This is a genomic window from Roseovarius pelagicus (genome assembly GCF_025639885.1).
GTDB lineage: Bacteria > Pseudomonadota > Alphaproteobacteria > Rhodobacterales > Rhodobacteraceae > Roseovarius > Roseovarius pelagicus.
Genome location: NZ_CP106738.1, coordinates 2,219,734 through 2,232,851, shown reverse-complemented (window position 1 = coordinate 2,232,851; position 13,118 = coordinate 2,219,734). Strand labels below are relative to the sequence as shown.

At 59.3% G+C, this 13,118-nt stretch carries 10 protein-coding genes; all 10 read right to left on the bottom strand.

The window, feature by feature from the left end; genetic code table 11:
* Positions 1 to 58: 58 nt before the first annotated feature.
* Complete coding sequence (locus N7U68_RS12105) at positions 59 to 496, bottom strand: hypothetical protein (protein ID WP_263046962.1); 438 nt, start codon at positions 494 to 496, stop codon at positions 59 to 61.
* 1 nt (position 497) lies between these two features.
* On the bottom strand, positions 498 to 1,055 hold the full coding sequence (gene hslV, locus N7U68_RS12100) for an ATP-dependent protease subunit HslV (protein WP_263046961.1): 558 nt from the start codon (positions 1,053 to 1,055) through the stop codon (positions 498 to 500).
* A gap of 130 nt (positions 1,056 to 1,185) precedes the next feature.
* A complete protein-coding gene (trxA, locus tag N7U68_RS12095; RefSeq protein WP_165195201.1) occupies positions 1,186 to 1,506 on the bottom strand; it encodes a thioredoxin in 321 nt (106 codons plus the stop codon).
* Between the two features lie 61 nt (positions 1,507 to 1,567).
* Positions 1,568 to 4,948 carry a double-strand break repair helicase AddA gene (gene addA / locus N7U68_RS12090; RefSeq protein ID WP_263046960.1) on the bottom strand — a complete coding sequence of 1,127 codons (3,381 nt, stop codon included), beginning with the start codon at positions 4,946 to 4,948 and terminating at the stop codon, positions 1,568 to 1,570.
* Positions 4,945 to 7,884, bottom strand: a complete 2,940-nt coding sequence (gene addB / locus N7U68_RS12085; RefSeq protein ID WP_263049150.1) for a double-strand break repair protein AddB — start codon at positions 7,882 to 7,884, stop codon at positions 4,945 to 4,947. Before addB ends, addA begins: the two co-directional genes overlap by 4 nt.
* Positions 7,877 to 8,569, bottom strand: a complete 693-nt coding sequence (locus N7U68_RS12080; RefSeq protein WP_165195205.1) for a nucleotidyltransferase family protein — start codon at positions 8,567 to 8,569, stop codon at positions 7,877 to 7,879. The genes addB and N7U68_RS12080 overlap by 8 nt, the downstream gene beginning before the upstream one ends.
* Entirely contained in the window at positions 8,545 to 9,570 is a 1,026-nt protein-coding gene (locus N7U68_RS12075) for an aminoglycoside phosphotransferase family protein (RefSeq protein ID WP_165195207.1), read from the bottom strand. Before N7U68_RS12075 ends, N7U68_RS12080 begins: the two co-directional genes overlap by 25 nt.
* Positions 9,563 to 10,039 (bottom strand): tRNA (adenosine(37)-N6)-threonylcarbamoyltransferase complex ATPase subunit type 1 TsaE, encoded by a 477-nt coding sequence (gene tsaE / locus N7U68_RS12070; RefSeq protein ID WP_165195209.1) that lies wholly within the window; start codon positions 10,037 to 10,039, stop codon positions 9,563 to 9,565. Before tsaE ends, N7U68_RS12075 begins: the two co-directional genes overlap by 8 nt.
* Before the next feature lie 40 nt (positions 10,040 to 10,079).
* Complete coding sequence (locus tag N7U68_RS12065; RefSeq protein WP_263046959.1) at positions 10,080 to 11,594, bottom strand: PAS-domain containing protein; 1,515 nt, start codon at positions 11,592 to 11,594, stop codon at positions 10,080 to 10,082.
* A gap of 98 nt (positions 11,595 to 11,692) precedes the next feature.
* Positions 11,693 to 13,090, bottom strand: coding sequence for a sensor histidine kinase RegB (gene regB, locus N7U68_RS12060; RefSeq protein WP_165195213.1), 1,398 nt, complete (start codon positions 13,088 to 13,090; stop codon positions 11,693 to 11,695).
* Positions 13,091 to 13,118 lie beyond the last annotated feature (28 nt).

The following is a 13,118-nucleotide window of genomic DNA, read 5'->3' as shown; positions in this document are numbered from 1 at the left end:
TCTTGTGGTTGACTGGGCTGCGTGTATCAACGAACGGCTTTGGGTTTAGCTGGATAGCTCAGAATAGGCTACATGGTTCGTTGGCAATTTGTTTGAGCGATGCACTAAACAAAGAATTAATCGTTTCTTTCCGTTGTTCGATGGCGACTATCCGCTCTCGGGCAACCCGAAGGTCATCCGTACGAAAGCACGTTTTTTTTAAATTTCTATACGCACCCAACTCCGCATCGTAACCATTGAGGGCTCTGACAATAGAACGATGAACGTTAGTCCAAGCGGTGCAATAGCTCTCCAGTGATTTTTCGGGATCTCCCATCATTGCGGATTCATTATCGCTGAGGGCATTTCTTAATTGTCGATCGTAAATTTCCGAGGCTTCGTTCGTCCGGATCGCGTCGTTTACATAACGCTGACATTCCGGGTCGCGGGACTGCGAAATGGCAGCGCTGGTGGTTAGAGTTAATAAAAGGAAAATTGCTATTTTTAGGAATGTCATTTCAGCCCTCGATGGTTTCGACTGTCAGATTGCCGTTGGTGTAGACGCAGATATCAGAGGCGATGGCCATCGCCGCGCGGGCGATCTCTTGGGCGCTGCGGTCGGTGTCCATCATGCCGCGCGCGGCGGCCAGCGCATAGTTGCCGCCCGATCCGATTGCAGCGACATTGTGCTCGGGTTCCAGCACGTCACCCGCACCGGTGATGACCAACAGATCACTGCCATCAGTGACAATCAGCATCGCCTCCAGCTTTTGCAGATATTTGTCAGTGCGCCAGTCCTTGGCCAGATCGACGCTGGCGCGTTGTAACTGACCGGGATGCGCTTCAAGTTTGGCCTCGAGCCGTTCCAGCAGCGTGAAGGCATCGGCGGTCGATCCGGCAAAGCCCGCGACCACGTCAAACCCTCCGGGGTTGAGCCGCCGAACCTTGCGCGCGGTGCCCTTGATCACGGTCTGGCCCAGACTGACCTGACCATCACCGGCGATCACAACCTTGCCGTCTTTTTTCACCCCGATAATCGTGGTGCCGTGCCAACCGGGAAACTGCTCTTTGGCCATTGTGCGTCCTCCGTTTTGTTGCAGCTTATATGCAATCCGCACGGGCATGTCACAAGGGCAGCAACCATTAAGCACGAAAAAGGGCACCACGCGGGGTGCCCTGATCCGTCTTGTCGTCTGGAGGGACGATTCAGATAGCGTCGTTGATCCAGCTTTGCAGCGCAGCCTTGGGCGCAGCACCAGAACGGTTCGAGACCACTTCACCGTTCTTGAAGATGAAGAGTGCGGGAATACCGCGAACGCCCATTGCAACGGCCGAATTCGGGTTGCTGTCTACATCGACCTTGGCGATTTTCACCTTGCCGCCCATTTCCGCTGCGATCTCTTCCAGTGCTGGACCGATCTGTTTGCAGGGGCCGCACCACTCTGCCCAGAAATCCACCACAACGGGGATGTCTGAATTCTTTACTTCGGCGTCGAAGGTATCGTCGGTGACGGCAACGGTGGCCATGGGATGTCTCCTTTGGGGGATCTTGGGTTCGGACAGAACGTAGGTATCGCCATGGCGAAGGTCAAGGTATTGAAGTGGTCGTGACGGCTTCTGTTACTAGATCGTGTGGGAGCATCATCATCTGTGCTGTGCGCGTCCACAATAATGCGGTATCGACGGGCTTACCGGGATAGATCTGCCGTACCGCTGCGGCATAGGCCCCCATTTGCCGCAGCAGACCAATGGGGCAGGCCGCCGGGCTGTCAGGCACAACGCGGTTTGTTTTGAAATCGACGATCAGAATGCGATCGGTGCCCAGAATCATCCGGTCAATAATACCATGCAGCCTTCTGCCGCCCAACTCCGGCAGCGATGCGGTAATCGGCACTTCGACCAGCGCGGCAGGCTGAAATAGCACGGTCAAATCCGTGGCTGTCAGCACGTTTTCCACTTCCGACAGGAGGGCCGCTTGCGTGGTGGCATCAGCCCGGTCCGGTCCGGTGCTCAGCATTTGCGCCACAATTGCGGGCCATATATCATGCGGCACGTCTGGCAGAACCTCTAGCAACAGATGTACCTGGCGGCCCCAGCGTTTGGCGGCGTCCTCGTCCAGCCCAGCCTCGCCGGGCAGAGCTTTGGCCCCGCCCAGATCAGATGGGCTAAGGGCGGTGGGTCGCGACGGAATCTCGGAAACAGGATCGCCGAAAAATGCAGACAACTCGGCGGTGACAATTATCGTTTCAGGTTCAACAACAGTCTCTGTTGCAGCCCAATTCCCTGTTTCCATCCGCAATCCATCCGCATCATCAAAGCTGTAGGTAAACGCTCCGCTTGCGGTCATTCCAGCGGCAATCTTCTCGTACCAGCTCTTGCCGTTCTTGCCCGGTGGCTTGGCGCAGGCGACAATCAGCCAGGTTTCTGCCCGTGTCATGGCCACATAGAGCAGGCGATCACGCTCGGCTTCTTCTGCTGATTTTGCCAGATCAACAGCGTCGCGTATCCGGGCGGGGACGTTATCGGCTGTCATACGCCAGAGGGGGATGTCGTCAGATACCGTGATCTGGCCGCGCATCGGCGTGTTGCGTTCGCCCGTATCCGGCAGGATAACAATCGGTGACTCCAGCCCTTTTGCGCCATGGACCGTCATCACCCGAATGCGGTTTCCTGCGCTGTCCATCTGACGTTTTATTTCAAGATCATCGGTTTCCAGCCAGACCAGAAAGCCCGTCAAGCTGTCCACCGCCTTTTGTTCGTAGGCGAGTGCCTGACTGAGCAGCGCGTCGATGCCATCCTCGGCCTCGGGTCCGAGGCGTGACAACAGCCTGCGTCGGCCCGAATGGCGTGTCAGGATACGTTCGATCAGGTCATAGGGGCGCAGATAATCCACTTGGGCGCGCAGATCATTGAGGATTGTCATCGTTTCGGGGAATTCATCTGCGCGCAGGCGCAATGCTGGCCATAAATAGGGCTGTGTGCGCGGCTGCGCCAATGCGTGCAATTGCGTCTCGCTCCAGCCAAAGAGTGGCGAGCGCAATGCGGTGGCGAGCGCCAGACTGTCCTCGGGTGTAGCAAGAAACGATAGCAATGCCGCCAAATCGCGTACGGCCAGTTCACCCGCTACCCGCAGTCTGTCCGCGCCGGCGATGGGCAGGTTGCGGGCCTTGCAGGCGCGAATAATCTCGTGAAATAGCTGTGAACGTCCCTGAACAAGGATCAGCACATCACCTGCCCGGACCGGGCGCATCGTCGTGCCCTCGCCGGTCGGGATGGGCTGCCCCGTGTCGATCATATCTGAAATGCTTTGTGCTATTTGGGCCGCCAGAGATACAGCCGGATCGTTGCCAGCGACCACATCGACCGGATCATGCCATGCAGGATCGTCGATGGCCTGTTCTGGTTCGGGCACGGGCCATAGATCAACGCGACCGGGCAAATCGGTCTTGAACGCCAGATGGTGTGCATCAAGCGATAATCCTTCGGGTTGAACGACCTTTGCGAATACCTGATCAACCAGATCGAGGATCACCTGTGAAGAGCGGAATGAATGTTCCAGCCGATGCGATTGCAGCGGATCCGGCGTGGCCCCCAACCGTTCGGCAAACTCGGCTTGCATCCGGTCAAACTCGCGCGGGTCGGCCCCCTGAAAGGAATAGATCGACTGTTTCTTGTCCCCTACGACAAAGATCGTTCGCCGGTCGTTAGGGCGCGATCCGATGCCGCTGGTAAACTCCTGCGCCAGACGCGCAATGACTTGCCATTGTTCCGGGCTGGTATCCTGTGCCTCATCCAGCAGGATATGGTCTATGCCTCCATCCAAACGGAATAATACCCATGCGGTGACATCTCGACGTGTCAGCAGGTTGACCGCCTTCAGGATCAGATCATCAAAATCTAGCCAACTGCGTCGCTGTTTGGCCTCCGCATAGGCGGCCAGAAACACATGAGCAAAATCGTGCAGCGCGTGGGCTGCGTCGAGCGCGTCGAGCGCGACGCGCGTCTCCCTTGCTGTTTCGACCCGGCGCATCCACTCATGTAGTGGTGCAGCAGTATCGCCAAGCGCCTGTGTGGTTTTCTTGGTCGGGAAGTCCTGACGCGTGCCAATCTTGGCGGCAAAGGGCGGGTCGGTTCCCTTGCCTGACAGAAAAACCCCCTCGAGGGTCGACAGTGCCGCCAAATCAAGCGTGTTGATCGCCGCCAGTTTTTCGGCATTTTTCTGATCGGTAGACGTACCGGCCCGCAATGCAGGCAGCAGAGTGGCCAGAATTTCCTGTTCGCCACCCAGATAGACAGAATCGCGCAGCCAGTCTCGGGTTTGGTGGTCGCGCAAACCCAGAACACGACGAAGCCCCGCGTCGGTCCATTCATGCTGGATCAGGCTCTGTTTTCCAGCAATCTCTTGTGCCAGATCGGCGATACTATCACCGCTATAGTGTCGCGCCACGGCTGCCAGCTTGTCGGCCTCCGGCCCGGCGGCGATCCCTTCAACGATTTCCGCCCGCAACAAGGCTGCCGCGCGATCTTCCATCTCGGAGAAATTCGGGCTGACACCGGCCTCCAGTGGAAAACGACGCAAAAGACCCGCACAGAACGAGTGGATGGTCTGGATTTTCAACCCGCCCGGCGTTTCGACTGCCATGGCGAACAGACGCCGCGCATTGCGCAGCGCCTCGTCTGGCAGTGGCCCGTCCAACCCGAGGTCATTCAGCTCTGTGGTCAGCTGGGCATCCCCCAGCATCGCCCATTTCCCCAAACGCCGAAACAGTCGGTTTTGCATCTCGCTTGCGGCGGCCTTGGTGTAGGTCAGACACAGAATATGCTGCGGATCGACACCATCCAGCAATAGCCGCGCCACGCGGTCGGTCAGTACCTTGGTTTTGCCCGATCCAGCGTTGGCCGCCAACCAAGTAGATCGGTCGGGCCGGGCGGCAGCGATCTGGCGCTGTGTAGCGGCGTCGCGTGTCATTTTCCCACCTTTGTCGGCTGTGCCTCGTCGGTAATGTCCCATTCGCCAAACCGGGCGAGCTGATCATAATCGCCGGGATCGCGGGTGCGCTGCATTGCCCGCCGCGAGGTATATCCCATATCCACATTCTGGTAGGCTGCGATCAGCGCGGTCAGCTCTGCCCATACTTCGCTCGTCGGGGTGTCGTCCAATGGCGCGGGTTCGATCCTGCCACCACTGCCGAGCCCGATATAGGCCGCATTGGTGACCCGAGCAGGCGCAATTTTGCCAAATCCGGCAATTTCGGCCATCGCCGCTTCGAGCAGAAGTTGTTTGTCGAAAAATTTCTGCTCTTTTGGCCCCGGCGGTGCGCCGGTCTTGTAATCATAGATATGCAGGTTGCCAGATGGGTCGATGTCGATCCGGTCTGCTGCCGCCACCAGAGAAAAATCCAATACTTCAATGCGCGCCTCGCTGCGCTCTTCGAACGCGGCCGGGTATGCGGATTTACGACGATCAAGCTCCGACTGAACAAACCAATGTGCAACCCGCCCCAATCGCGCCAGCCACATCGCGCGTGCCTCGGCCCACGGCACGTTTTCGATCAGATGCGCTTCGGCGATCTGCATCAGGCGGGCAGCGGTGCACAGGTGGTCATCATCGCGGGTTTCACGAATGAAATCCTCCAGCACTTTGTGCAGGACAATCCCGCGCAACAATGCATCGGGCACCTTCATCAGCGGATCCAAGGGCCGAAGCCGAAGTACGTGGCGCGCATAGATCGCATAGGGGTCGCGTATCAGGCGCTTTATCTCGGTCACTGACAGGCGGTTTGGCCGCTGAGCCAAGGGCGGGCAGGGCGCGGGGCGCGGGGCTGACTCGGTTTTGGGTGCGTCTTCCAACATCGCGGCACGTCGTAGCCAGATCGCACCGCGCTCGCGCATGCCGGCAAGGGCCGCTTGCCCCCCTTGATCCGGCAACCCGTTCAGCAAGTTCTGAAGCCGGTTCATCCAACGCGATACAACGGTTTCAGCCTCGGCGCTGCGCACGGATCGTGTCAGCCAGACTTCGCGTGCGGCAACGGCCTGCTGAAAATCATGTGCGGCCAGCCCGATGCGCCGTTCGGGCAGCAACAGACCCGCCTGATTGCGTAACGCGCGGTTCAGCCAAGGATCAGGTTTGGGTGCTTCAGGCCAGCTGCCTTCGTTCAGGCCCGCGAGGATCAGCAGCTCTGCCCCTTGAACGCGTGCCTCCAACGTGCCCCAGATCAGAATATCTGGATGCGCATTGTCAGGATTACGCACCTCCTCGCGCGATAGAAGCGCCTGCACCAATGCGGCATAATCAGTGGCGCGCATGTTGCCGCCATGTTCCGCCTCGTCACGCAGTTCGTGCATCGTCTCACGTGCCTTGCGCCCATCTTCTTCTGACCAGAGCGCACCGGGTGGTGCGTTACGACATCCCCCGGCGATCGCCTCGGCGGTCGACAAATGCTCCGCAATATGGCTGGTCAGGGGGCTTTCTGCTGCGGCGCTGTCTCTGCCACACAGATGCGTGGCCAGCCAGTTGCCCCATTCCGGCGCCATCTCGTGATCTTGCGTCGCGGCCCACGCCATGACGTCTTCGGCCTCTGGGTAGGGCGGCCCATGACGGCGTAGACGCAGTTCGAGTTCGCGAGTCAGAAGCAGATGCGCCCCGCGATCACTGCCCGAATGTGTCATCGGGTGCTTGAGGATCGTCAGCAGCGCCTCGGCGGTTAGCCGGGTCTCAAAGAGCGCCGCCACATGCCGCAAAAGCCGTCCCGGTGGTGTTCGATGTAATGGCAGGCCGGCGCTGTCATCCGGCAGGATGCCCCATCGATCCATCGCTGCCGTGACCTGCCGTGTCAGCGTCCGGTCCGGCGTGATCAGCGCCGCAGTTTGCCCGTCCTCGGCAGCCTGTCGCAACCGCATCGCAATCGCCAGCGCCTCTTGTCGCTGCGATGGGGCCTCAACAAGTGTCACGTCCTGCATTGCTCCGGCCAGATCGCGCAGTTCTGGCCCATCCTCGCGCCACGCATCTGTCATCGGGGCAGGACGTAAAGCCAGTGATATGGCACGATTGCGGGCAATGTTGGCCGGAGGCGTGTCAGTCCATCGGGCCACTTGATCCGGCTGCAAGCCCAAGGCGCTGCGCAGCGCGTGATAACGATACTGGGGATGGTCTTCGGACAGCAACGGATCCGTCAATCCACCCCACGCCGCATCGGGCATATCGTAATCATACCCCGGCAGGATCAACGCCCCTTGTGGTAGATGCGCCACCGCCTGCATCAATAGTTGCGTGGTGCCGCGCGACCCGGTGGAGCCCGCGACCAACACAGGATGCGCGGGCGGGTTCATCTGCCATTGTGCGATTACCGTCTCGACGGCGCGTCGCTGGCGCGAGGCGGCATCGGGCTGCGCGTCCGCACCGGTAAACTCGCGCACGATATTAAGAAAGCTGCGGATACGTTCCCAATGACCGGACTGGTCGCTGACATCGAGCGCATCAATCACCTCGGGCGCGACACCTTCGCCCTGCATCTCGTCCATCAGCGCAGCGAGGCTGTCAGCCAGATCATAGAGCGCACTCCGTGGCGCCAGATCGGGCTGTTGGTCCAACAGTCGAGCGATCAACTGGATCAGTTCTAGCCGTCGGCGTAGGTCAGGGACCGGCGGCGGCAGGTCGGTCAGCGCCGCGTTCATCCCAATATCGGTGACAAGCGATATACGCGGCAGCAGACGTGGCGGCCCGGCGTCCCAGATTGCACGAACGCGTCGTGCCATGCGCCGTGTGTTCACGATCAGCAGAACTTGCGCCAACGCTTCGGGCGGCTGGCCCGCCAACCGCTGATCGATCCCTTTGATCAGCTCGGTTGGAAAATCGACGCCGGGCGGCAGCGCATAGAGGCGCGGATGAGACTGCGGCTCAAACATCTGCATTGCGTAGCATATCTTCGGCCAGCGCGATGCCCGCCGGGTGACCCACGTCACACCAGTGTCCATCATATGGCAGGCCATAAAGGCGGCCAGCTTTGATCATCCGATCCCATAGCAGGTTCAGCGAGAACACGTCATCTGGGATGTGTGCCAACAGATCGGATTTAAGGATTTGCGCGCCAGTATAAACCAGACCCGGCCCACGGGTCGCGCGGCCCTGATTATCCAGTTCGAAATCACCCGCTCCTGCGTGGCCGATGGCGCGGGTCGGAGACACACACAGCAGAAGGGCATCCATCCTGTCAGGGTCCCACTTTGACGCCAATGCAACGAGCGGATTAGGTCCAGCCCAGACGGCATCTGTGTTCATGGTAAAGAGCGGCCCCGGTCCGGTCAGCGGCAACGCCGCGCGCAGGCCGCCGCCAGTGTCCAACAGATCGGGCGATTCGTGCGATACCAGAATGTCAGACTCTGCGACATGCGCGCGGATCTGATCCGCTTTGTAATGGGCATTCACCACGATCCGATCCAGATCGGCTGCCCGCACTTGGGCCAGCGCATGATCGATCAACGCCTTGCCTGCCACCTTGATCAGTGGTTTGGGCAGGTCATGGGTAAGCGCCCCCATTCGCGTACCAAAGCCCGCAGCAAATAGCATTACAGTGTCGGGACGCTGGCGCATTTTTCTCTCAGAAGGCTAAGGATTTCGGGGGTAAGAGCGGGCAACGCAGCCCGTACTAAGGGTGCGATTTCGGTCAGGGCAGGGTGTTCGAGGTCGTGCATCAGATGGTCCCATACGCGCGGCATGAGATCCAGATAATGTGGTTTTCCATCCCGCAGACACAGTCGTGCAAATACGCCGAGTATCCGCAAATTCCGTTGTGCGCCGAGAACGTGATAGGCGCGATCAAATGCAGTCGGGTCCGCCTCTGCATAGTCAATGTAGCGCCGGATCATCTGCGCGGCGATCCTGCGTGGGACGTCGCGGCGCGCGTCTTGTAACAAGGACACCAGATCATAGGCCGGATGGCCACACATGGCGTCTTGAAAATCCAACAGGCCGACCCGCGCAAGTCCGGTCCGCTCCGGCAGCCAGAGCAGATTCTCGGCGTGATAATCGCGCTGGATCAACACGTTTGTTTCGCCGACCTCAGTGCGCAGCGTGCGCATAATCGCGTCGTGAAAGGCGGCCCGCGCGGCGGCATCTGCATTGCCTGCGTGGCCGAGATACCAATCATAGGCAAGAGCGGCCATATCAGCCATCAGCCGTGCATCGTATGTCGCCAACGTCATAGGTGGGGGGTGTTGATGCAGTGCGATCAGCACGTCTGTTGCAGCTGCGTATAGCGTTGGCTCCAGCGTTGGTTCCGTGCGGACAATACGCGCGAATAACGCATCGCCCAGATCTTCGATCAGCAAGAACCCCGTGTCTGAATCGATATTCAATATACGCGGTGCGCTAAGCCCTAGATCGGTCAGATACCGTGCAATCGCAACAAAGGGGCCAGTGTCCTCTCCGCGTTCGGGTGGAGCATCCATCAGCACCGCGGTATCGCCCGTCGCGGCATGCGTCAGTCGCAGGTAGCGCCGGTTCGATGCATCACCGGCCAGCGGTGCTATCCGCGCGTCAGCCCAATCTGTTTGTGCGATAAAACTGCGCGCCGCCGCGTCGCGATCAGTCATCACAAAGTCCCGCCGTCAGAGCGGCCCAGCGCGGATCGGACCATGAAAAACTCAGAGATCGCTCTTGTGGCGCGCCGGGTGCGGACAATGTCAGGTGCAATGCGGACTCCGGCGCAAGATCGGCCAACCGGTCCGGCCATTCGATCAGGCAGATTGCCTCTTCCATTGCCTGCGTCAAACCCAGTTCGATGACTTCGCCCGCAGAGCTCAAACGATAGAGATCAGCGTGCCAGATTTCCGCCTGTTTGCCGGGATAGGTCTGTACCAGCGTATAGGTCGGGGACGGTACGTCTTCGGGCTGGTCAAGCAGCGACAGGATCATGCTGCGTGCAAAATGCGTCTTGCCTGCGCCGACATCGCCGGACAGCAGGATCACATCACCCGCACCCAGACGCGGGCCCAGACGCCTGGCGATGGCGCTGGTCACATCAGGGTCGTTTGCGTGGCAGATCAGGTTGGTCGAATGCATGTGCCGACACTACACGCGCCGCCGCGCCCTGCAACCGGGATCAGCCCGCTACAGCCCGAACAGGTGCTTCTTTGGCTGGTGACGTCAGGTTCAGGATCAACATACGCGCGCCGGCGGGCAACAATTCGACGCGATAAGATAGCATGCCTCGATCTGAAAGATCGGCAGACTTGCGCAATGGGGCATCCAGCGTTCTTTGCCGTAATGCGCGTTCGACCTTTGACCAAATCACAGGATCAGGCAAGGTTACCTCACACACCGCGATCAGATCGCGTACGCTCATGTCAGAAAAGCAGCTGTCAGGGTCGATTTTCAGTAGCTGACTACACGCCCTATTGCAGAATGACAGAACGTTGTTCGGGCCGATGATCATCACAGCCTCTGGCAGGCTATCGAGGGCAGACTGCCGCAGGTCCAGCTGAGATCGATAGCGACGGGCCAGCATGACCTCGGCGGTGATGTCTTCAAACAGAAACGCCACTGCGCCATCGGGGTGTGGTCGTCCTGTCACGCGGTAGGTCACATCGTTCGGCAGAGACCATGTTTCCTGATAGAGACCGCCCTGTGCGGATTCAATGATCGCGGTGATCTGTGCCCGCCAGGATGCGTAGCTGCGCGGTTCGGGCATAACCTGCCGGTTGCGCAGATTATCAAAGAATCCCATCAGCTCTGGCTGTCCACTGAGAAAGTCGACCGGCAGCGAGGTTAAATCGACCAGCGCGGGATTAAACAGTGCCAGTTGGCGGTTTTTATCGAATACGGCGAGGCCGATCGTCAGGTAGGCGAATGTCTTGGTCAGGGTTTGCACGAAATCGCGCTGCACAGTTTCGGCGCGGACCACTTTGGTGATCTCAGTGGCGTGGTGCATGACGTGGCTTTCATGCGCCGTCGAATGGACCTCGAACCATAGCGGCCCACTGGGTGGTCCGGCAGGCACAGAGAATCGCGTGCTGCTGCTGTGGCCCGGATCGGGCAACGGTACATTCATGCGCAACGCGCGCGGCTCGAACGTTTCGGCGCAGGCGGTGTTCCGCCACAGGATCACCCCATCCAGAGTGGTTTTCCAAGCAGGGTAGGGGGCTGCTTCCAGTGCTTCACGTAGCTCGCTCAGCCGGGCGTGTTCGGCGAGGATTGCATGCCGCCCGGCGGGGCAGACATGGGGCGGGTCACTGAGTGTGACCCGACTTGTCACGCCATCACGACAAATTTCCAATTGGGCGGTGTCATGGCTGTCTCGGCTAAGGGCAATCACTGGCACGCCGTCCTTTAGATCGTCCAGACGTGCGGGCAGATTGGCAAACCGACCCATCAGCCAGCGCCGCAGGTCTCCCCATTCGGGCAGGTCAGTTTCACTGCTCGGCAGGTGTCCGGCATCATGATCTATCATCAGTTCGCCTTCGAACAGATAATGCGCGCGGTTGAAACCGACGTCAGATCGTGATTGGTCGTGCGCGGGTGGCGCAATCAGAGTACCGATGAGCCACAGCATCGCATAGGACAGCGCCACTGCCATCAGGGCAAACCCAAACCATTCGATCACGGTATTTGGAAACACGCCAGGTGCCCCTCTCCTCGTTGCAGCGGTAGGGTTAAGTTTCGTCAATTTTGGTTAACTGGCAGTTAACCGTCAGGGGGTTGTCGGCGTATCAATGCTCAGGATGTGAACGGGATATTTTCACCCGTACCGATATGTCCTGCGTCCGAGGGTGCCATCAGCTGCGCCCGCGGCCATGCAACCTCGACAAACGCGCCGGTTCGTGGGGCAAAGGCCGGATCGGTCCGAAACGAGTCAGAGCCGTTTGCAAAACTCAGGACCGCACCTGACCGCTCTAGCAAAGTCTTGGCGATAAAGAGGCCAAGGCCCATCCCCTCGTATTCTGGGCGACGGGGGTCAAACCCGCGACCCCGTCGACGCATCAAGGGATCGCCAATACGCCCCAGAAGATGCGGTGGATAACCCTTGCCGTTGTCCATGATGCGGATGGTGACAGTGTCCGCACTCCAGTCGCTCTCGATCCAGACCGTGTCTTGCGAAAAATCGACAGCGTTCTGGATCAGATTGCGCAGCCCGTGAATCATCTCGGGACGGCGCAGAATTATGGGCTGGTCAGACAATATGGCGCGGTTGGTCGCGCCGTGGTCAAAGAGTACTGTCTTGCCGCGCTCGGTATGAGGCTCTGCCGCCTCTTCGATCACGGCTGTCAAAGGTGCCGACCGCAGGTGCAAATCATCCTTGCCCGCACGCCCCATCGACCGCAGGATATCGCGGCATCGATCCGCTTGCTCGCGGATCAGCAAGGCATCTTCGCGCGCTTCGCTGCCCTCTGGCAACTCATCCGCCAATTCAGACGAGGTCAGCTTGATCGTGGCCAGCGGTGTGCCTAGCTCATGCGCAGCGGCGGCGACCACACCCCCCAGATCGGTCAGCTTTTGCTCCCGTGCCAGCGCCATCTGCGTTGCTTGCACGGCGTCTGACATTGCCTCCATTTCGGCCACCACCCAGCGTGAATACACCCCCAGAAAGATAACCGCGATCACGATTGCTGCCCAGTTGCCGAACAAAAAGAGGTCCGGCATGCTGATCACCACCTGTGACGCCGTGTGCAGTGGCAGATGATAGGTTGTCAGGACCGACACGATGGCGATTGCGGTGAGCCCTAGAAATATTGTCGACCGGGTGGACAAGGAAGAGGCCGACACGATCACTGGCCCGACAATCAGCATCGCGAACGGATTGTTCAGCCCCCCTGTGAGATACAGCATCAACCCCAATTGCAGCATGTCAAAGAGGACAACCAGAAGGTTTTCGGTTTCTGACAGACGCTTGGTGGCAGGAAAGACAAAAGCGGCGACCAGATTGGTAATCACCGACGCGCCGATCACCAGATAGCAAAGGCCGATCTCGAAATCGAGACCATAGAACCGCTGTGCGATCACCAGTGCCGCGACCTGACCGCAAACGGCCCACCAACGCAGGTAAATCAGGGTGCGAAGGCGAATCCAGTTACCACTGCTGCGGCCATGAATAGGTGGCGATGAAATGTTTGTCATCTGTGCTGTTTCGCCCTGTTGCCTGTCT